At 39.4% G+C, this 22366-nt stretch carries 18 protein-coding genes and 1 pseudogene; 6 read left to right on the top strand and 13 right to left on the bottom strand.

Annotated elements, in window-relative coordinates; translation table 11 throughout:
• Window positions 1-281: 281 nt before the first annotated feature.
• From I3254_RS05095 to I3254_RS05060, 8 genes are all read right to left on the bottom strand, one after another.
• Window positions 282-974 carry a hypothetical protein gene (locus I3254_RS05095; protein WP_102091676.1) on the bottom strand — a complete coding sequence of 231 codons (693 nt, stop codon included), beginning with the start codon at window positions 972-974 and terminating at the stop codon, window positions 282-284.
• Window positions 975-986: 12 nt separating this feature from the next.
• Window positions 987-3008 (bottom strand): hypothetical protein, encoded by a 2022-nt coding sequence (locus I3254_RS05090; RefSeq protein WP_238051859.1) that lies wholly within the window; start codon window positions 3006-3008, stop codon window positions 987-989.
• A gap of 29 nt (window positions 3009-3037) precedes the next feature.
• On the bottom strand, window positions 3038-4543 hold the full coding sequence (locus tag I3254_RS05085; RefSeq protein ID WP_238051855.1) for a hypothetical protein: 1506 nt from the start codon (window positions 4541-4543) through the stop codon (window positions 3038-3040).
• Window positions 4544-5463: 920 nt separating this feature from the next.
• Window positions 5464-6237: a type I methionyl aminopeptidase gene (gene map / locus I3254_RS05080; protein WP_238051854.1), complete on the bottom strand. Its 774-nt coding sequence runs from the start codon at window positions 6235-6237 to the stop codon at window positions 5464-5466.
• Entirely contained in the window at window positions 6230-6436 is a 207-nt protein-coding gene (locus tag I3254_RS05075) for a ParD-like family protein (RefSeq protein ID WP_057761037.1), read from the bottom strand. The genes map and I3254_RS05075 overlap by 8 nt, the downstream gene beginning before the upstream one ends.
• A gap of 216 nt (window positions 6437-6652) precedes the next feature.
• The gene (locus I3254_RS05070) at window positions 6653-8056 is read right to left on the bottom strand and encodes a YjiH family protein (protein WP_114700424.1); all 1404 of its coding nucleotides are present in this window, start codon (window positions 8054-8056) and stop codon (window positions 6653-6655) included.
• Between the two features lie 95 nt (window positions 8057-8151).
• The gene (locus I3254_RS05065) at window positions 8152-9168 is read right to left on the bottom strand and encodes an arginase (RefSeq protein ID WP_238051837.1); all 1017 of its coding nucleotides are present in this window, start codon (window positions 9166-9168) and stop codon (window positions 8152-8154) included.
• 30 nt (window positions 9169-9198) lie between these two features.
• Window positions 9199-10293: an ornithine cyclodeaminase gene (locus tag I3254_RS05060; protein ID WP_238051835.1), complete on the bottom strand. Its 1095-nt coding sequence runs from the start codon at window positions 10291-10293 to the stop codon at window positions 9199-9201.
• A gap of 168 nt (window positions 10294-10461) precedes the next feature.
• On the opposite strand from I3254_RS05060, the gene I3254_RS05055 reads away from it, so the two are divergent.
• The gene (locus I3254_RS05055; protein ID WP_057761040.1) at window positions 10462-10893 is read left to right on the top strand and encodes an Lrp/AsnC family transcriptional regulator; all 432 of its coding nucleotides are present in this window, start codon (window positions 10462-10464) and stop codon (window positions 10891-10893) included.
• Between the two features lie 271 nt (window positions 10894-11164).
• Here I3254_RS05055 and I3254_RS05050 read toward each other — a convergent pair whose 3' ends face one another.
• On the bottom strand, window positions 11165-11890 hold the full coding sequence (locus I3254_RS05050; RefSeq protein ID WP_191113992.1) for a GntR family transcriptional regulator: 726 nt from the start codon (window positions 11888-11890) through the stop codon (window positions 11165-11167).
• Between the two features lie 337 nt (window positions 11891-12227).
• Here I3254_RS05050 and I3254_RS05045 point away from each other — a divergent pair, with 337 nt between their 5' ends.
• The 5 genes from I3254_RS05045 (at window position 12228) to I3254_RS05025 (ending at window position 18152) form a co-directional block, all read left to right on the top strand.
• Window positions 12228-13517: an SLC13 family permease gene (locus I3254_RS05045; protein ID WP_238051833.1), complete on the top strand. Its 1290-nt coding sequence runs from the start codon at window positions 12228-12230 to the stop codon at window positions 13515-13517.
• A gap of 578 nt (window positions 13518-14095) precedes the next feature.
• The gene (locus tag I3254_RS05040; RefSeq protein WP_238051831.1) at window positions 14096-15109 is read left to right on the top strand and encodes a tripartite tricarboxylate transporter substrate binding protein; all 1014 of its coding nucleotides are present in this window, start codon (window positions 14096-14098) and stop codon (window positions 15107-15109) included.
• Between the two features lie 116 nt (window positions 15110-15225).
• Window positions 15226-15681: a tripartite tricarboxylate transporter TctB family protein gene (locus I3254_RS05035; protein WP_102092303.1), complete on the top strand. Its 456-nt coding sequence runs from the start codon at window positions 15226-15228 to the stop codon at window positions 15679-15681.
• A gap of 5 nt (window positions 15682-15686) precedes the next feature.
• On the top strand, window positions 15687-17192 hold the full coding sequence (locus I3254_RS05030) for a tripartite tricarboxylate transporter permease (protein WP_238051828.1): 1506 nt from the start codon (window positions 15687-15689) through the stop codon (window positions 17190-17192).
• 186 nt (window positions 17193-17378) lie between these two features.
• Window positions 17379-18152, top strand: coding sequence for a sulfite exporter TauE/SafE family protein (locus I3254_RS05025; protein WP_238051826.1), 774 nt, complete (start codon window positions 17379-17381; stop codon window positions 18150-18152).
• Window positions 18153-18559: 407 nt separating this feature from the next.
• Here I3254_RS05025 and I3254_RS05020 read toward each other — a convergent pair whose 3' ends face one another.
• The 4 genes and pseudogenes from I3254_RS05020 to I3254_RS05005 all read right to left on the bottom strand — a co-directional run bounded on the left by I3254_RS05020 (window position 18560) and on the right by I3254_RS05005 (window position 22349).
• Window positions 18560-19156 (bottom strand): malonic semialdehyde reductase, encoded by a 597-nt coding sequence (locus tag I3254_RS05020; RefSeq protein WP_238051824.1) that lies wholly within the window; start codon window positions 19154-19156, stop codon window positions 18560-18562.
• 18 nt (window positions 19157-19174) lie between these two features.
• Window positions 19175-19951 (bottom strand): pyrimidine utilization protein D, encoded by a 777-nt coding sequence (gene rutD, locus I3254_RS05015; RefSeq protein WP_238051821.1) that lies wholly within the window; start codon window positions 19949-19951, stop codon window positions 19175-19177.
• Window positions 19952-20122: 171 nt separating this feature from the next.
• Window positions 20123-20740, bottom strand: a pseudogene (ribB, locus tag I3254_RS05010) (3,4-dihydroxy-2-butanone-4-phosphate synthase); the annotation flags it as partial.
• Between the two features lie 109 nt (window positions 20741-20849).
• The gene (locus tag I3254_RS05005) at window positions 20850-22349 is read right to left on the bottom strand and encodes a CoA-acylating methylmalonate-semialdehyde dehydrogenase (RefSeq protein WP_238051818.1); all 1500 of its coding nucleotides are present in this window, start codon (window positions 22347-22349) and stop codon (window positions 20850-20852) included.
• Window positions 22350-22366 lie beyond the last annotated feature (17 nt).

The raw sequence follows: 22366 nt of genomic DNA, 5'->3' as shown, positions 1-22366 counted from the left end.
TGTAACATACAGCATTACTTGATCATGTGTGTGGTTGACAATGTGTGACATCACACCATTATTTGCATAAAATTTATCAGCAATGATATTGGCATCATTCCATATCTTGATTAGTCAGCTTAAGAGAGAATCCCGAGACGTTGATAATGTTTTGACACTTTAAATTTTATCAAACATTAAAAAATAAGAGAGCCCTCTATAGGACTCTCTTGTTTCTTTAAATGATTTAATCATCATTTATAATTTTGATTATATTTAAGATGTGACCTAAATCAATCTTCTTAAATATCACTTAGTACTTTTGGTTTATCTGCTGAACTCGTCGGCATTTTGAATTCAATACCAGCCTTTTTAAATAGTTTTGGATATTCTACCAATGCCATAGTTGAGTTTTTGGCAATACCAGTTATATCTCCGACCACACTTTTAGCTTCAACTAAAGACATCCCTGTATTGGCCAAGCTTCTTGGATTTGCGATCACACTGGTTCCTACTTGTTTAGCTCCTATCGCCAATTCACGAGCGGTTAAACTTGCGATTACAAAATTTCTTGCAGAGTCCAACAAATGCTGCTTCTGCTCCACATTCAATGCTGACAGTTTAGCCACTGTTCCTTCTTCATCCTTTTGAGAGGCTTCTAAAACAGTATTAGACAACACTACAATTTGTTTTTGAATTGCTTCTTTTTCTTTCGGATCAGAAGTCGTTTTCAGAATTTTCTGTTTTGCTTTTAATTCATCTGAATCTTGTTTACTTGCTAGTAATGACGCTAAAGCAGTACGACTCTGAGTAAACATTTCATTGGTTGCTTTAGCTTGCGTAAAGAAACCGTTGATATCCATATTTGAAGAAGATACGCCAGTGACAGATTCAGATAATGACGATGCAATACTACTCAATGACCCAAAACCTGCATAGACGCTTGATGCTCCCATTGAAGCTGCTATTGCTAAAACAATTGCAATCTTTTTCATACCTTGTTATCCCTATTGTGAAGAATCGGCTGTTTGCACGATTTGATTTAAAATTTTTGGTAAAGACTCAAACATCTGAATGTTATACATTTCATCACGATGCCGATGATCTATACCCTCTAATTCGATTTCTTGTTGCAAACCATAAGCCCCTATTTTTTCAGACTTTTGGTTGAATATACGTGCACCACTGGCCATAACTAATGTGGCATCACAATTACTTTTGTCTACATTACATGTGACACTGTCTTGTTTCATTTCAACCTTAAGTACTGGCTGTAAACATTCATCTTTTGGAACAAAAAAATTAACTTTCATATTTTTTTTGAACCCAGCATTTTCAGTCATAGCAATGACTGAATCCTTCAGGAGAGTCTGTCCTTTAAAGCCTGAACCCGTCGCATAAAACGGTCGTTTCGACTGACTGGCAAAAGCGTGGTAGATTAAAGGACCAAAACCATCAAATGGAATTTCACCGACTTGTTCGGTATGTAAGCTTGGGCATAAAACGCGAGATTGCTTTGAGTCACCTACTGGAGCAGAACTATCAAGCAAAATCCTGTCTCCAGAGCGCACGGGTAAACGATCACTGCTGTTGACAGGGAAATCTAATTGCGCAGTAACCCTCGCACCTTGACGTTCCAAAACAGTCGCTTCCCATATTGGAATCAGAATATTACGTCCTGCTGCCTTATCCGAATGATAAACATGGACTTTCATTCCGGTACTTAAGCGTTCCCCCGCATCATCAATGGTAATGTTATGACCACTTGAACTTAAGACTTTTAAATCAGAACGAGTAAATTGAATCCCTTTTTGAAATTGTTGACCTAGTTTCAAAAGTGCGTTTTTCAATACAACCTCTTTACGTGCCTCTAGAGAAAAACCCATTCCTTCTGAAATCACCTCTTTAATATCATCTGTTGCATGTGCTGAGTAAATCACGCGACCAGAACGATCAATCATTTCAGCAAAAACCTCACTATGGAGAACCTGTTGCTGAGTTATTTTTCCAATCTGCTGTTGATAGGCAATGACAGGAATAACATTAATTCGAATAAAAAATTCAGGTAACTCACGTTGGTGAATGTCTTCACTTTGCGCTAATGCAGTCTGTTCACTAATACTTTGTGCCATAGTACTATAGCGTTGATTGACTGGAGTCAAAGTAAATGAAGCTTGCTCCCCTACTGCATCAGAAAAAATTTGCTCAATTAAATCTTCTGACTCGCCTTGATAAGTCAGTACATCAACTACTAATACTTTAGGTTTATTCATAGCCTGACGAGTATTGGTTGATAGTTTACTAAAGCGCTTAGTACGACCCTGCATCAATATTGGGACAGCTACAGCGTAATCACTGTCCGCATGCACCACACGTAACAAATCGCCATCTATTGAACTCAGCTCATCTTGTACAGTGATGCCTTGTTTAAAGCCTTTATCTAAGACTAAATAAGATTTCCACCGATCAATCACCTGAGTCTCAATTTCAGAAACTTTAAGTTTCGACTTTAATTGATTAGTCAACTGATTAGTCAATGTCAACAACGTGCTTTGAAACTTTTGTTTAATGGCAGCTTTTGTTGCAGGGGAATCAATGTCAGTCGTCAGTACTTGAATCGGTTGCGACAGTGTTGCACTGTCACTATAAATGACTTCACCTGATAATATGTTAGTGAGTTTTAAACTTAGGGTGACTGGCAAAAAAATTTCTGTTGTTGAGTCTTTTTTTACAACATATTCACTCGCACGTAAAACGTCTAAAGAGGCTATATAAGTACGATTTTTAGTTTTTTGCGAAATAGTGTCGACAACTTGATCACCGAAACCTTGTTTTAAACCTTGTAAAAACAACTGCTCGGCTTGTTTACGAATGATTTCATTATCAATTGCTTGGCTGAAATCACATACAATAGAAGAACCATTCTCTTCATATTTGCTAGGATCGGTACGACAACCTTGTTCTAACCCAAAAACACCTTTCGATGGGTAGATTTGAATGTTCGCATTTGCCCATGCTGACACAAACATCGGTATCGCCAAGCATAACGCTTTAAGTTTTATTTGCACTGAATACCACCCATGCAAAGTGTGATTGTATTTCCTGCTTGTAGACGCTCGGCGCTCGATAGCATTGGGCTTACTTTACGTAGTGCTTTTGCCAATTCTCCACTAATTGGCTTGTCACTCTTATAGGTCATGGTCATCTCAACAAACTTGCCATTTTGAGTGCGAATATCGATATTTTCAGCGCCATCCATCTCATCTAGGGCAATATACAAATCATCCCCAAGACGTGAAGTTACAATGCCAGAAGCACTTTTTAAGAAAATGGTAATCTCTTTACCGTACATAGTGCGGTTCTTTGCGTAACCTAAAATCTGTGGTCCAACTTGGCTAACTGCTAATTCACCCAGTTTCTTTGCTACATTGGTACGGCATGAATCTGTGGTTGCACCTGTTGAGGACTCTGTACGAGTTTCCCCGCCCATCAAAGTTGAATCATCTACTGAATAAATCTTAAAGCTTACCGCACCATCGCAGACAAATTGACCCGTGGCATTTGAACGACCACGATCATAAATATAAGAACTACCAGCCATAAACCAGTCCGCTTTTTCTTTACGCGCGGCAATTACTAGTTTGTTAAGCTCTGCATCACTCATGAGTTGTTGAATTGTCATACTACGGCCATTTAGATACTGACTTCTGAAACGGTCAGAATCGAGCAACCGCAAATCATAACGAGAGGCTGCACTTGCAATTGAATTTAAGGTTTGATTATTACGCTCAGCTTTAACACTTGGTGTTTGATATTCCACATATTTCACAAAACTTTGAATATCATTTTGACGTTCAGACTGGCTATATTTTGCAGACTCATTAGCATTGTAGCTACTTGAAGATGCTGATTTACCTGAATTATTGTGGCTTGATGAGCGGGTAGCAACACCTACACCGGCCCCGTAATAATTACCATAGGCATAACCTGCGGCAGCTGATGAACGCCCTTTTGAAGAATGAGAGTCTGATGCACTGGCTTTAGCATTTTCACTAGCTTTGTAACTTGCATCTTCATCATAGCTATAGCTACGATCTGAAAAATAAGATGTAAACTCTTTAACTGGCTTAGAGTTGTCTTTTGGTACGCCGAAGTATTCATCCATCACAATCATAATCGGACTGGTTCGACTATTTTTCTGCGCTAAGCCTAAATCATTAAGAATGGTACGAAATTCTTGGTCATCCATTTCTAGACTAACTTGAGTGACCAACTCATCATTACTGTTAGTATTACTGCCTCGGTTCAACACATAATTATTATCAACTTGTTTTACAATGTCATTCAAATATTGATCCGCTTCATTCATCGCCTGTGGACCATTGATACGTTTAATAAGAGCAATGACGGCATCAGTTTTTGCATTGTTGTATGCTTGATTACGTGTACCATTCAGATCTTTTTTTACAATAGGTGTCGCACCCTCACCATTCACTTTAATAATTTCAGCATTACTAACTTGAACAGCTAACAAGCACAAAAGTGTCAATATAGCCTTCTTCATAACTTACCCTCTTAATTAGAATTTTTAGTTATCTTTATAATTTTTTACTAAATTTTAAACTCAGGGCTTACTTGATAAATATCTTTATCAACAATGAAGATTACCCTCTTTTAAGTTTACGTAAGTCATAAAATCAGAGCATTATATACAAAAAACAAACATTCAGCAAACAAATGTTAGTATTGGGCCTAAAAAATAACTTTACCCTTATTGCTTTTTAGGAAAATATTGTTGTAAAAAGATAGAACAACTTATCAATGATATAAGGTTTAAGCCATGGTGAAGTAACAATGAACTTAAATTTGGTAAACTAAATATACTGACAAGAGTTTGTTCATGCACCTTATTTTGACGCCATAGATTTGAACCCGTTATAAAATCTATCTAAAGTTACCTCATAGCTTGTACTACATTATGAAGCCTCAGATTCTCGTATCATACCCTTGTAGATCAGACCATTGGATATGGTAGTAACTTACCTTTTCACCACTGTAAAAACTGGCTGGAAGATAGCCTGTTTTTTGATCCTCAAACTCTACGCCTTTAATACTAGCGTCGACGGAATAGTCCTGATTTCTTTGGTTCGAATCCGATTAAGCCTGTCAGATTCAAAAAGCCCCAATCCTAAGATTGGGGCTTTTCTTGTGCGTGTTATTTAAGGGTATTATTGAAAAATCTATGGTTGTATCAACGATACAATGATGGTTATTCAATCAGTTACAAGTTAATTAAAAAATGATTATCGCCAAGACGTGCTCGGCCATCAAAAACTAAAACCCTCTTTTTGACATGTATTCAGTACTTCTGAGGTAGCTACATAAATATTTTTAATATTAAAAAATGCTTATTTAAAACACTAAAAAATGCCCTTCTGAATTATAGAAACGCCTTACCGAATAGTCGTTCAAATATTAAATCGTTTAAATAAGCTCATCGTTTCGCAGAGTAAGAACCTCATAGCCGTCAGAAGTAACCGCAATTGTATGCTCCCACTGAGCAGATAATTTTTTATCATTGGTGATTACGGTCCAGCCATCTTTTTTGACTTTAACTTTGGCTTTACCTTGATTGACCATCGGTTCAATGGTAAATGTCATACCTTCTTGTAAGACTAGACCTTTTCCTTGATGTCCGTAATGTAGAACTTGCGGTCCCTCATGCATTTCGCGTCCAATACCATGGCCACAATACTCTCGCACTACAGAATAGCCCTGCTGCTCAGCGTAACTTTGGATGGCATGACCAACATCACCTAACGTTGCTCCAGGTTTCACCACTCGTATTCCTTCCCACATGGCTTCATAGGTCTGATCAACCAAGCGTTTTGCAAGGGGCAACACCTCACCTATCAAATACATTTTGCTAGAATCAGCGATAAAACCCCCTTGTTCTAGGGTAATATCCACATTCACAATATCACCTGATTTGAGTATTTGCTGACCTGAAGGAACGCCATGACATACCACGTTATTCACTGAGGTATTCAATGCATATTGGTAACCATACTGACCTTTACTGGCTGGACGTGCACCTAACTGATTGACAATATAGTGCTCAGCAAGGTTATTGATGTCCATCGTAGAAGTACCAACTGTAATTTTCTCATCAAGATAATCAAAGACAGAGGCTAGAAGTCGCCCAGACTCGCGCATGATTTCCAATTCCGCTGCGCTTTTAAGTATGACCTTATCCATCTATAAGGTTCCTTACATTGACATCAGCTTGTCTCATTTGCTCATTGATAATTTGGTTGTAAGACATATTAGGGTTGGCTTCAGCAAGCATGCCTATCTTCATCCAATATTCAGCTTGAGCGTTGATGGAGCGCACCATGACGGCACTTGCTTTACGAATATCTTCATGCAGTTCATCATCAATTTTAACAATACCCATAAAAACACCTTAATATACGAAACGTATATGAATCGTATATCTATTTTTATATAGTTGCAAGAAATAATGTATCGCTTGAACTCGATTGCCTTATATCGAAATTATTTAAATTAAACTGTAGATTGAGACTGATAGCAAAAAACCATCTATCAAGGTGGTTTTTTACTGCTGATTCTCTACTCAAACGTGTTGTAGCTAGCTTTTAGAAAGCTCTATTTAAAAAATCATATGAGCACATACCGCAATGATTGGTAATGAGATAATAGTTCTTAATAGAAAAATGACTAATAACTGAAAAAAGCTCACTGGAATTTTTGTCCCTAAAATCAATCCGCCCACTTCTGACATATAGATCAATTGAGACACTGACAAGCAAGCGATGACGAATCGCGTTAATTCTGACTCTATTGAAGAACCGATAATAGCTGGCAAGAACATATCGGCAAAACCTACCATGATCGTTTTTGACATTTCTGCGGCAAACGGTATATTCAATAACTCTAAGAATGGAATAAAAGGCATACCTAGATAATCAAATACAGGTGTTTCTTCTGCAACGATTAAACCCATAGTGCCGATTGCCATAACGACAGGCAATATCCCAATCCACATATCCAAAATATTTTTTAGCCCATCTCTTAAGAAAGTAAGAAAGCTTGGACTCTTATCTGCTTTTTGGACAGCTTTATGCAAACTGTGGGTGAATAATGTTTTTCCTTCGGGAATGGTTTCATGATCTCTATCACTGTTTTCGATAGTATAAGTATCTTCAATTCTAGATAAAGGCAATAACCTTGGAACTATTAGCGCACAAACAATGCCGCATAAAGCAACGACCCCAATCATATTGATAAAGTAGCTTTCGAGCTTAACCTGAGAGATGACAACCAAACAGAATGTAATCGACACTGCTGAAAAACTTGTAGCAATAATTGCCGCTTCTTTTTTGGTATAGAACCCACCTTCCAATTGTTTATCGGTTAATAACACACCGATAGTGCCATCGCCCAACCATGACGTTAGACAATCTACAGATGACCTACCTGGTAAGCCAAACAAAGGTCTCATTACTTTGCTTAGTAGAACCCCGAAAAATTCTAATAAGCCAAAATCAAGCAATAACGGTAGCAGCAATCCAGCTAAGAAAAATACAATAAAAAGTATGGGCATTAACTCATATAATATTAAGCCGCCAATATTGTCTGAATATATTGCTTCAAACCCAAATTTAAAATAGGTCACGACAACGAAAAATGCACCAAGCATTCTAATGATAAGCCAAGGCGTTGTAACGTTTAATAAATTATTTAGAAACGCATTATTCAAAATAAATGCAGGTTTCATGATTTTAGTATATAACGTACAACACAAGGTAATCATGATTGAGGTGACAACCAATAACGGCAAAAGGTCACCGATATAACCCTGTATATAATCCTTCAATACAGATATAGGAATGGTAAATCCTTCTGCATAGGTGACAAACTTACCGTCAACATAAGGAATTGGAAATACGAAAAGCATCAAACCTATGATAGATGGGATAAAGAACTTCAAAAATTGTCTGATATTGATACCGCTAACATCTCGACTTGCAGCGCTGGCTTTAATAATGTCCATATTATTTTTACTCGCAGTCCTTTTTAACCAACCTAAAGAAGGTTTTAACAAACCCCTTTAGGCTAGATTCTTTTACTCATTTTAAATATTTAATGCTAATAGTTACTCAAAAGTGTGTGGGTCACTTTCTCTAAAATTTTAAATATTCTGGTCGAGTCATCTTTTGAGTTGTTGTACAAAGGATTTATCTCTGCCATTTCCCAGCAGCATACTTTCTTATTCTTGATTAGCTCTATATTAAGTTGCATCGCTTGTTCGTATGACAGACCATTCATTGCAGGCGTACCGGTGCCTGGCACATATAAAGGGTCGACACTATCAACATCAAATGACACATAGATATGATCGCAATATTCTAGTTTTTTGAAGATTTCCTCTACGGTAGAACTGATACCTTTTTGGGTTATCTCAGCCACGCTATATAAAGGGATTTTATGTCTTCTAATTAGATCCATCTCTTCTTCTTGATAATCTCTAACGGCGCAAAAAACCACATTTTCTGGCTTAATTGATGGCTCGCTTGATGCCATAAACTTCAACTTTTCCCAATACTCTTTTTCTTTTTCAGAAAGCTCGTTACGCTGACATTCCAAATTATCAATGGCACAGGCCATCGCCAAAGGCATGCCATGCATATTTCCTGATCCACTGGTATATGGTGAGTGAAAATCAGCGTGAGCGTCTATATAAACCACGCCGATTTCAGCATCAGGATGCGCCATTTTTAGACCATGCATCGTACCTGCGCAGCTAGAATGATCACCTGCAATAACAATTGGAAATTGATTTTCATTTCTTATATCTTTGATTTTATGCGCCAATTTAGAAATAACAGGTTCAATTACATCGGCGTATTTTGCATGCTTAAATGATGACTCTTCTTCATGTATATATTCATTTTTTATACTATCAAGTTGCAATTTTTCATAGTAGTCTGCATTCATTTCTTTTGATGACGCGCGCAATGCATCGATTCCTAGTGACGCGCCTTTTTTATGCCCTGCGACATCTGAATAAACTTCTACTATTCGCACGTTTTTCATTAAATCATTCATTATTTTGTCTCTATTAAATAAAACAATTTTTTCATCATTTGAGTCCAAATCTGGCATTGAACTCCTATTTTTCTATATTCAAATTACCTATGATGCGGCCATCGCTTCATCCGACTCTAGGCTACGATCTTTGCTATGAGCTTTGACGACCGAATAGAGGTTTTTAGGGTCTTGTTGCTGAGGAATCAAGTCAAGCAGCTCATATGCGTCCTGCTTTTTGATCAAATCACGCAAAAATACCAAAGCCGTAAAGTCTTCTGAAGCAAAACCAACACCATCAAATACAACCAAGTTATCTTCATTGGTGCGTACTTCTTTTTCACCATTTACGATGCGGTGAAACTCTGTCACAGGGAAATCTTGAGAGAGCTGCTGAATGTCGCCTTCAATACGAGTTTGTGGTTCAAACTCCACAATCACATGATCGGCTCTTAACAAGATATTGGCATCCAGCTCTGTTTTGCCAGGACAGTCACCACCGATGGCATTAATATAGACGCCTTTTTTAACCATATCATCACGGAGGATGGTGGCGTTTTTCTTATCTGCGGTACAAGTGGTGATGATATCTGCACCTTCGACCGCTTCTTCTACCGTTTTGCAAATAGTAATCTCTAGACCTGAATCGGCAAGGTTATGCGCTACTTTTTCAGATGCGGCTGGGTCAACATCGTATAAACGTACTTTTGAGATACCCACGACTGCCTTCATACCCATTGCTTGGAACTCACCCTGAGCACCATTACCGATAAGCGCTAAAGTCTGGGCGTTTTTAGGCGCACAATGTTTGGCAACCAATGCAGAAGTCGCCGCCGTGCGTAAGGCGGTTAAGATACACATTTCTGTCAACAGAATGGGATAGCCGGTATCGACATCAGACAATAAGCCAAAAGCGGCTACCGTCTGCAAATCGCGCTTGGTGTTGATAGGATGGCCATTGACATATTTGCACGCAAACATTTCACCATCGCTGACAGGCATCAACTCTATGACACCGTCTTTGGAATGAGAAGCAAAGCGACTGGATTTTTCAAAACTATCCCAACGAGAAAAATCTTGTTCTAAAGCATCTACCAATTCTTGTATGGTCTGTTCTATACCATAATTACTAATGATTTCAGCCATCGCCTGTACGCTAACAAATGGCACACCCTGCTTCTGTGATACGATAAATTTAGACATTAATTTTGCTCCATTCCTTGAATATTATTTATTTAACCGACAATTAATATGCTACCAATTATAATTGTCAGTTAAAATGTCAATAATTTACTAAATATGGACATTTTTTTGACACATTGTTAGGTACAACTTAGCATAATGTCAAAATCCAATGAAGGAAGCATTTTTATGGCGTATTACACTTATGACTCTTTAGATAGCGAACTGATATCTGAACTTCGACAAGATGGTCGAGCAACCATCTCAAACCTGGCTAAAAAACTCAAAGTCTCTCGTGCCACTGTCCAAAACAGATTGGATAGATTGATTCACAACGGTGCTATTTTAGGATTTACGATTCGAGTGCATGAAGCACTAGATAAAGAAACGGTCAAAGCGATGATGATGATTGAAGTAACAGGAAAGTCTACTTCACAAGTAATTAGGAAACTGCGGGGTATCCCTCAATTGATTAAGCTGCATACGACAAATGGGGCATGGGACTTGGTAGGAGAGATACACACGACAAGCTTGAGAGAATTTGATGAAGTGCTGCGTCAAGTCAGAGAGATTGATGGCATTTTGAATAGCGAAACAAGTGTTCTGCTTTCGAGTTTGTAATGTCATTAAACTCACAATCACATGAGATATGCTGTTCATCTGATAGATATTGATTTAGAGTGTTGTGAATAAGCCGCCTGAAGGTAAACGTAAAAAGAGTATATTGGCGTTTTATAACCTAGATTTTTTAGTTTTTATTTGACTGGTACAATAAAACTAAAGAACGTATCTTTTACTACGTTCTTTAGTTTGAAAACACGATGATACCTTTAACTCAGACGATAGCTTACCTGAGCTTGAGACAAGAAATCTACTAACGGCTTACTATTTATTAAATAATATTAACTTCATAGCTGAACTTCTCTGCCATTCCATATGACTCTCTATATTCGATAGGATCACCTTCTAGACTCTTAGCAATACGGCATACCTTCACTAGGTTTTCTTGCTCATTATTATCTAAATAAGGGTCTACGTGATTGGCTACAAAAAATAAAGTCTCTACGGCAGATGAGACAAACTGGCCACACTTAGTATAGTAGAACGGATATAGCAGATTCTCAAAATCTTCAGGCTCTAGATTTACAAAGGCTTGATAACGACTCTTAGGTAACCAAATTTTTTCACTCAGCGAAACTTTGCCCTCAATGATACGTACACGTTCTATATAAATAAGCGCTTTATTCTTACCAATATCTAGCTTTTCATTAATCTCTTCAATACCCTCTATTACCATGACCTTTTTGACCACGCCTGTCGGTGTCGCATAGCAGGCATCTTTATCACGAAATTTGAAAAACCGTAATAATGAGCTTTCAAAATCTGGACGCTTTAGAAAGGTACCTCTGCCTTGATACTTGGTTAATACGCCATCGTCGACCAGCTTTTCAACCGCTTTTCTAACGGTTCCGACTGATACTTGATACTTGTCTGCAAACTCTTGCTCAGTCGGTAAAGGTGTGTTTTCGTCCCATTTACTTTCTGTCAATAAAGTCAAAATGTGCCATCGTACTTGCTCATACCGTGGTATTTTAAATTTTTCTAAATTTTTTAGCATTATTTCACCACAATTTAAGGGGTTTATGAATTGTTTTACTGTTTTTAAGCATTGTTATCATTCTAGAGTTTGGAATATAACGGAGTACTCTATCTTAAGCGCTAAGAAAACCTTATATATCATTGCAATACTAACGACTGTCTGGCACTTTGTGGGCAATCTTATCTAATTCATATTACTTTTTTTGCTATTATTCCACTTATTTATACGTGCATTTCAGGCTTATACGATTCTGTAATCTAGAAAGTTGTTTGTCAATATTCTCGTAATGCTCTTTACCTATAGAAGTCGATACATTTCTCTATAGAATTCATGTAGTTAAGCTCAAGGGGCAGTCGTGACTCTTTATATTCTAGCCGCAATAGTAATATGTATTATTTTGGGCTATACCACCAAGATCAATATTGGTCTATTTGCTATTGCATTCTCATACCTCATCGGCTGTTTCGGTATGGGGATGAGCGCTTATGAAATTGTTGAGCTGTGGCCTCTCAAAATTTTCTTTGTTATTTTTGCCGTTACTCTCTTCTATAACTTTCCTTTAGCGAATGGCGCTTTAGAAAAACTATCGAATCATTTGATCTATAGATGCCGTCATTTTCCCGAGTTTTTACCCTTGGTTATTTTCTTTGCTGCTACGATCGTTGCTGGCTTAGGGGCTGGTTATTACACCGTCTTAGCCACAATGGCACCTATGATTTTGTTATTGTCTAAACGTACTAATTTGAATCTTGTCATTGCTACTTTATCTGTTAACTATGGTGCATTGGCTGGTGCTAACTTTATCACCTCACAAAGCGGGGTTATCTTTCGAGAGCTGATGCGCGGGGCCGGCGTTGCAAATGATAATACCTTTACTTATGTTTTAGGTGTCTTCGCAGTTACCTTTCTCATGCCAGTGATCGTTTTAGGTATCTATTGCTTTTTTAATGCCAAAAATAGCAAAATTGCGATTCAAACGATAGTACCAGAGCCTTTCGATAATAAGCAAAAACAATCTATTATGCTGATTTTTATCATGATGGCTATCGTGCTTATTGTACCCATCTTAAATCTACTAATGCCTAACATAGAAGCGATTCAGTTTTTGAACGCTCGGATTGACATTGGTTTTATCGCCATTATTTTCGCCTTAATCAGTTTATTATTAAAATTAGGTGACGAAAAAACAGTAATTGCCTTAATTCCTTGGAATACACTTATTATGATTTGTGGGGTCGGCATGCTAATCGGCCTTGGCGTTGAGATCGGTGTTATTTACGAGCTAACAGAATGGCTAAGTACCAACGTCCCTATCTGGATGATACCAATTTTGGTATTTGTTATTAGCGCAATCATGTCAATCTTTGCTAGTACACTTGGCGTAGTCGCTCCTACTCTATTTCCTATGGTGCTGCCTTTAGCCGTCGCCTCTGGACTTAACCCTCTATTGTTATTTACCTGTATTGTGGTGGGAGCACAAAGCTCATCACTCTCTCCTTTCTCATCAGGAGGCAGTCTAATGTTAGGCGCTTCTCAAGTAGTTATAGAAAAAAACAAGCTATTTAATGCGCTACTATTCAAAGCGGTACCCTTAGATATTGGTATTGGTATATTAGCAATTTTCATTATTCAGCTGCTGTTTTAACTAGCATGTGTTCTTATGTTGAGAATGGGAACACGCTCTACCCTTAAGCAAACCCCTCCCAAAAGACAGTTTTGATGCAGCTGTCTTTTAACTGACATATACGGCTAAACTTCTTAAATACCTAATGAATTGCCCGTCATGGCGCTTAGTCTTATCTCACTGAATTCATCTACCGAGTTAGCTCTTTTCCTTATCCGAAAAAGCATACCCTAGCACATTTTTAATGTACCTCTCATAACCATCAACACCTATAAGGCATTGTATTCATTAGTTTTTATCGAAATCATCATCTTGTATTCGGAAGGTTTTTCTGTCTTTTCTTTCCCTTGATACTAAGGCGATAAGTAATTTTGTATCAGTCATTGTGATAGTACCTTAAAATAAAATTCATGTATACATACATATGTTTCTTGTTATTTTTATAATATTCTGTTACTTTTGCAAAACGCTAAAAAATCTACTTTTATGAAGTTTAGTAGTTATTGTCAGGATGATCTGAACTTCAGCTGTAATCACTTTATTATTTTGCTCAAAACTCTATTGAGCTATTCATTAAAAATATACACAAGGAGTGTCGTGTGAACAAACTATCCTATTTGGCTCTTGGCCTTTCTGTACTCACCCTTACCGCATGTAATAAATCTGATACGACAGCATCTGATGCCAGTTATGACGCCCCTTCACGTCCAGAGTGTATCGCCCCAGCAAAACCAGGCGGTGGCTTTGACTTGACTTGTAAACTTGCTCAAGCTGGCCTAAGAGATACCGGCCTATTAGAAGATCCAATGCGAGTCACTTATATGCCAGGCGGTGTAGGTGCTGTTGCTTATAACAAAATCGTTGCCAATGATCGTGCTAATAACGATGCAATCATTGCTTTTTCTACTGGCTCTATCCTAAATTTATCGCAAGGTAAATTTGGTAAATTCACCGAAAAAGACGTGAAATGGCTAGCAGCCGTTGGTACTGATTATGGTGCTATCGCTGTCAATGCAGACTCACCTATCAAAGATTTGGCAGGATTGGTTGCTGAGCTTAAGTCAAATCCAAAAGCAATCAGTTTTGCCGCTGGTGGTAGTGTTGGTGGTCAGGACTGGATGCAGACAGCTATTTTAGCCAAAGCGGTTGGTGTCAACCCTAGCGATATGACTTATGTTGCGATGGAAGGTGGCGGCGAGGCTATTACAGCGGTCATGGGTAACCATGTGACTGTCGTAAGTGCTGGTATCGCTGAGATCATGCCACAAGCCACTGCTGGCAAATTACGTGTATTGGCTGTATTCGCAGATGAAAGACTGGGCGGCACTATGGCCGATATTCCTACTGCTGTAGAGCAAGGCTATGACGTTACTTGGCCTGTCATGCGTGGTTATTACATGGGTCCAGATGTCAGTCCTGCCGCTTATGACTGGTGGAAAGCAAGCTTTGATAACATGCTTGCGGATCCAAAATTCGCTGAATTACGCGAGCAGCAAGAGCTACTACCATTCTCTATGACTGGTGATGAGCTAGAAGCATACGTTTATAAACGTACAGATGAGCTACGTGAATTATCTGCTGAGTACGGTCTTGTTGATGCTGCAGCTAAGTAGCATTACTCAGATCATATCCCCTTAATGATTGAATACTGATTTTTATAGTATTTATCGAAGGTTGACAGATGAGACATCTCTCAACCTTCTTATTTTGGAATTTAAGGAAAACTTCTATGACAATGGAACGTGCGTTTTCTGGATTAATGGGGCTGTTTAGCTTATTTTTGGTCTATTTAGCTATTGGTTACGTTGCTCCTATTGCCTATGATCCTATCGGCCCTAGACCCTATCCTATTTTGATTTTCTCACTTACAGCGCTTTTGACCTTGGTTATTGCCTTTCGTCCAGCACGGTTTACGAAAGTCATTGATTTGGGCTATAACAACGTCGTGCTTAGAAATCTTGTGCTGTGTGTCAGCGCATTATTGATTTATAGCTTAATTTTTGAGCCTTTAGGTTTTGTGATTGCTACCACACTGATGTGTTTTGCGGTTGGTTTACTATTTGCCGGAAATCCTATTAAAAGCCTTATCTTTTCAGTTGTGATCAGTATCGCCCTGTATGTCTTATTTGACATGGCTTTGGATGTGATTCTGCCACTTGGAATATTATCAGGAATAATGGGATAGCTATTATGGAAACTTTTGACTTTTTAATGCAAGGTTTTGGCGTAGCGATGTTGCCCAAAAACTTACTGATTGCACTCATTGGCGCTTTTATTGGTACAGTTGTAGGCATGTTGCCTGGCCTTGGCCCTATTAATGGTGTGGCAATTCTATTGCCTTTTGCCTTTGCCCTTGGTCTACCACCCGAGAGTGCACTTATCTTACTGGCGGCTGTTTATCTTGGTTGCGAATATGGCGGTCGTATTTCTGCCATTCTACTTAACGTGCCTGGATCTGCCGCGGCGGTTATGACCTCATTAGATGGTAACCCGCTAGCGGTTCAAGGCAAGGCCGGCATCGCCTTATCCATCTCTGCAGTTGCCTCGTTTATTGGTTCTACGATTGCGACCATTGGTGTGGTGTTGTTTGCCCCTCTATTGGCTAAATGGGCAGTGTCTTTTGGACCTGCTGAATACTTCGTATTAATGGTATTCGCGATTTGTTGTTTGAGTGGATTGGTTGGTGATCAGCCTATCAAAACAGCAGTGTCAGCGTTAATTGGCTTGGGTCTGGCTACTGTTGGTGTCGATGCGGTCACAGGTATCTATCGCTATACCTTTGATTCAGTCAATTTATCTGATGGTATTCAGTTCACAACGATCGTTATTGGCTTTTTCAGTGTCAGTGAAATCTTAATTTTGCTCGAAAGAACAAGTACCGGTGGGAAAATAATCGCGCAAGGTAAGCGTAGCTTATTCAACCTAAAAGAGTTTCTCTTTACTATTGGCGCCATGGTGCGTAGTGGCATAATGGGCTTCTTCGTTGGTATCTTACCTGGTGCAGGTGCGACTATCGCGAGTGCGATGACCTATGCTAGTGAACGCAAAATTGCTGGGGACAGCGGCAAATTTGGTGAAGGCGATCTTCGTGGTTTAGCCTCTCCAGAGGCGGCTAACAACGCATCAGCCTGTGGTTCATTCGTACCAATGTTGACCTTGGGTGTTCCTGGTTCTGGTACGACAGCAGTCATGATGGGTGCGTTGACTTTATATAATATCACGCCAGGTCCGCAGCTATTTACCGAACAGCCAGACATCGTTTGGGGTCTGATTGCCTCATTATTCATCTGTAACGTTATCTTGTTAGTAATGAATATTCCTTTGGTTGGCGTATTTTCTAAGCTACTTAATGTACCAAACTATATCTTGATACCATCTATTGCTGCTATCAGTTTCGTTGGTGTTTACTCTATCAACAGCACGACCTTTGATATGGTATTCATGGTAGGACTTGGGATATTTGGTTACTTCTTACGCAAGCTACATTTCCCTCTATCAGCCCTTATTCTAGGTTATGTACTAGGAGAGCTAATGGAGTCTAACCTCAGACGTGCCTTGTCTATTTCTCAAGGTGAGATGTCTATTCTATGGAGTAGCCCAATCACTGTGTCACTATGGGGCCTGGTAGTTGTCATGATATTCATGCCAATCATTCGTAAAATGTATCGTAAGCGTTTTAAAAAGACTGCTGCATAAGTTCTTGCTATTTCGTCTCTAAATGTCTCTCCGGCGGTGGTTATACTCTATGTATGGCCACCGTTTTTTTAGAGATAATTTCACCCTACTTGCAATAGTTGTTTAATACTCCTAGCTCTTTTTGTCAGCTGTCCAAAATTAGCAAAACATCACTACTTGATGTCACTTATGAAATAGGATTTTATAGTGCTCTTTGTCTTAGAGTTATTGCAAACCATTCCAACTTGGCACTTAGTAGGTTTGTTTGTCGCTGGCATGGTTGCTTTTATTATCTCCACTATATCCGGCGGTGGCGGCGCTATGTTGCTGATACCAGTTACCTCTTCGATGGTAGGGACAGCGATTGCACCACCTGTGATCAACGTGGCTACCTTTCTGAGTAATGCCTCACGACTTTATCTATTTTGGCATGATATTGATTGGTCATTGACCAAGTATTATGTCCCAAGCGCTATCGTAGGTGCATGGCTAGCCGCATTGGTTTTTAGTCGTTTAGATGCTGGCTGGATTCAACTATTGGTTGGCGCATTTTTAGTGTCTACTATTTTCCAATATAAGTTCGGTAAAGTCGCTAAAACGTTCAATATGCCAAAAGTAGGATTTATTCCTTTAGGCTTTTTTATTGCTTTTATGAGCACATTGGTAGGTGGTCTTGGTCCGATACTCAATCCTTTTTATATGAATGCTGGACTAGAAAAAGAAAACCTTATTGCCACCAAAACAGCTAATTCTTTCTTTGTAGGTATTGTACAAATCGTCAGCTACACCTTTTTTGGGATACTCACCGTCAAGATATGGGCGTATGGTCTTGTATTAGGACTGGGCGCCGTGATTGGTAATATTATTGGCAAACGCTTTTTGGCAGGTATTAGTATTAGCCAGTTTAGAATTATGCTGCTAATACTAATGGTCATCAGTGGCCTAATAATGATAATAAGAAATATTGATGTGCTGTTCTAGAGACTCTTCCACTTTATGCCATGACCACTCATAGTCTATTCCGATAAGTAAGCATAATTCTTTAACTTCATATATATTTACCGATTGAATATCTATGCATAGTATCTTTGTAGGCTACCCTGAACAATGCTGTCGAAACTAACATAGAAAGCTTTAATCTAACGGACTGAAGATACCAGTAAACAGAATTTTCCTTAGTGTTTTTCCGAGTTTGCTTATACTTCCCAAATATAGAAAGCCTCAATCTCAAGATTCGGGCTTTCTTAGTACTTATAGTATAAAGGCTGTAGCGGAAAACCTTTATTTTTAGAGATCTTTAAACAAAAATAGTTATTAAACGTCATTATGGTTCACTTAATAACCCAGTCGAAAACAGCTACCCTTTCACATGGATGAGTCGTCTGTGTTTATAAGATCTGGCAAGCCTCATCAAAGTCCAATCTTGGAAGACGGCTATACAATTGATCTTCTTGACCATAACCTATATTAATCAGTAGATTTGAGGTCCATTTGCTACCCTCAAGAAAGGTTTTATCTACCAGTTCATTATTGAATCCAGACATCGGGCCCGTATCTAAACCCAAGGCTCTACAAGCCAAAATCAGATAGGCCGCTTGCATAGAACTGTTTCTAAACGCCGTCTCTTTTATGAGCTCAGGGCTAGAGTTGAACCATGATCTGGCATCCGTATGTGGAAATAATTTGGGAAGTTGCTCATAAAACTCATTGTCATAAGCGACAATCACTGTGATAGGTGCTGTCATTGTTTTTTCGATATTACCTGATGATAGTGCTGGCTCTAAGCGCGCTTTAGCGTCATCAGATTTAAGAAATACAAACCGCGCCGGTGAACAGTTGGCCGAGGTAGGTGCCATTTTAACTAAGTGATAGATCTCTTCAAGTAGTGCATCTGGTACGTCTTTTTTTTGCCAAGCATTAAAGGATCTGGCCTTACCAAACAGTTGGTCAAGACCTTCTGAGGTTAACGATAGGGAATCAGTCATAGTACGTCCTAATTGATATTAATTTTTGGATAAGAATTGAAGGATTTTGCTATTGGTTGAGCAAGTCTCTGTGATTGTACTGGCATGGCCACCCGTCACCATTAACTCAAATTGGGCATTTTGCATATTTTCAGCTAAAGCCAGACCGCGTTGCCATGGCACCAACACATCATCAAGATTGCTTAAAACTAGCGTTTTGTTTTTGATATGCTTAGCGTTGATTAAGGGTTGATAAGACTGTAAAGCTTTTAATCTCGTTACGACGTTCTTAATGGGAGCAAAGTGAGCGATGGCTTTATTTTCTTTTTGCGTGAGTGCGTCTATGTTGTCTGAGATCCAGATCGGTGGGTACAAAAATATTGCTTGGGCACGTACGAATGCCTCTACCCCTGTATCTTGCAGCAAACTGGTTCGCATACGAAAACATTTAATAGTGTGAGGATCGAGGCTTTCCCAACCATTTAAGATGACTAGTTTATCTAACAATTCTGGCGCTTTATAAGCGACTTCCATACCGATAAATCCGCCAAGTGCGTGACCGACAAAATGACAATTAGACAGCCCTTCTTGTTTTAAAATTTCAATTAATTGTTCTGCTAAATCTTGCATAGAATAGTCATCGGGTAAGAGATCACTATCAGGTGATACCCCCTCTTGTTCATAACAAATCACATTATAATGCTCGGTAAAACTCTCAATTTGAGGTAACCAAAAATCAGCATGCCCGCCTAAACCTGAACTAAATACGACCGTTTCTGACGTGTCGTTCTTACAAGGATATTTTTTAACTAACATAGGGTTTCATCCAATTTCAGTAAAATTCAAATTGCGGTAAAAATATCTAATAGCTTATAAAATCAAGTTAAATTAAACTGACTAAATCAATTCAACGGTACGCTCATCGCTTTCATCATATTCATACGCTACGGTTTCTTCGAAGTTTTCGACTTCGCTTTCACCTTTACTCTCGATGGCCTCTTGAGACTTAATATATTTAATTAACGCGTCTATGGTGCCGACCTTTAGATTATGAGTATCGGCAAATTTCATCAGATTATTTCTACGAGCCATTTCACCATCTTGGTTGATAATTTCTACAATAACCGCAGCAGGTTCTAAACCAGCCAGTCTCGTTAGGTCACAACCTGCTTCGGTATGCCCAGCCCGCTCTAAGACACCGCCTTCTTTAGCCACTAATGGAAAAATATGACCGGGGGTTACGACGTCATCAAAGGTAACGTCTTGAGACACGGCAGTTCTAATGGTCTGAGCCCTGTCTGCCGTTGATATTCCGGTACTTACGCCTTTTGCTGCGTCAATGGAAACGGTGAAATTAGTACTGTAAGGTGCTTGATTGTCTTTGCACATGAGAGGTAGTTTTAATTTTTTGCAACGCTCGGAGGTCAAGGTCAAACAAACCAAACCTCTGGCATGGGTGATCATAAAATTGATATCATCAGGTTTGGCTAAAGTGGCGGCCATGATCAGGTCACCTTCATTTTCCCGATCCTCATCATCCATGATTATGACCATCTTGCCTGCTTTAATATCTTCAATGATTTCTGGTATTGTATTGATATTCATAAAATCCACCATTTGCATTTATATTTGCTTTTGTATGTTGTTATGTAGAGCCTATTATCAATTAATCACGCGCTCTACATAACGTCCTACGTTTAATACGGCCGTATACCTACTTCATAGAGATAGTGGTATTTACGCCTTCACTAGCATCTTCATCAAACCAGCGTGATATCACGGTTTTAGTCTGTGTATAAAACTGCACCGCTTGCTTGCCATAAGGACCTAAGTCACCGAGCTTACTGGCTCTAGACCCTGTAAACGAAAACATAGGTAGCGGTACTGGAATTGGTAAATTGATACCGACTTGTCCAACATCGATATCTTGTTGGAACTTATGTGCATGGGCGCCAGACTGGGTGAAAATTGCGGTACCATTACCATTTGGATTGGTATTGATAATCTTAATAGCTTCCTCAAGCGTGTCGGCATACATAATGCATAAAACAGGGCCAAAGATCTCTTCGGTATAACAGCTCATGTCAGTGGTTACATTGTCCAAAATGGTCGGACCAACAAAGTTGCCGTCTTCGTAACCTTCTACCTGACAGCCGCGACCATCTAATCTGAGGGTTGCGCCTTCATCAACGCCTGCTTGGATTAAACGCTCAACGCGAGCTTTGGCTTGCTTGGATATTAGAGGACCTAAATCTTTGTCATCCTTGCCAGCAGCAACCACCAGCTGCGATGACTTTTCGATAATGTCATCGACCCACTGTTTAGACGCGCCGACCATGACGACGACAGACAGTGCCATACAGCGCTGCCCTGCTGCTCCAAATGCTGCCCCCGCTAGCTGATTCAGACTTTGTTCTTTATTGGCATCAGGCATGATAACGGCATGGTTTTTTGCACCCATCATGCACTGTACACGCTTGCCCGCTTGACCTGCTCGGTCATAGACATGCTTACCCACTGCGGTTGAGCCAACAAAAGATATCGCTTTTATGTCTGGGTGATCACATAGGGCATCTACGGTATCTTTGCCACCATGAACCACATTTAGCACTCCTTTTGGGATACCTGCCTCAAGCGCCAACTCAACCAATCTCATGGTGACGATTGGGTTTTGTTCAGAGGGTTTTAAGATGAACGTGTTGCCTGTGGCGATGGCCATTGGAAACATCCATAGCGGTATCATGGCAGGAAAGTTAAAGGGAGTAATACCTGCACAGACACCTATCGGTTGCTGAACGGTATACATATCGACACTACTGGCGACGTTTTCGATGTAGCCACCTTGTTGCAAGTTACCGATACCTGATGCGTGCTCTACGACCTCAAGACCTCTAAATACATCACCTCTCGCATCTGCCAGTGTCTTACCTTGTTCTTCAGTCAGTAGCGCTGCCAGCTCATCCATATGTTCACGTATCAGTTGTTGATACTTTAGAAAAACACGGGCTCGTTTGCTGATAGGTGTGACACGCCAACTCTGAAAGGCCTCAGATGCTGTTTTGATGGCTTGCTCGATTTCCTCAGGTGTTGACTGTGGTACCTTAGCGATAACTTCTTGCGTAGCTGGATTGGTGATATCAATCCATTCTGTAGTCGTTGATTCGGTAAATTCGCCATTGATCAATTGTTGTACGCTGCGTGGTTCTATATTCATGACACGATTCCTTAAGG

This window comes from Psychrobacter sp. Ps2 (genome assembly GCF_022129405.1).
Taxonomy (GTDB): Bacteria; Pseudomonadota; Gammaproteobacteria; order Pseudomonadales; family Moraxellaceae; genus Psychrobacter.
The sequence above is the reverse complement of the archived record's forward strand: the minus strand, read 5'-3'. Positions and strand labels throughout refer to the sequence as shown.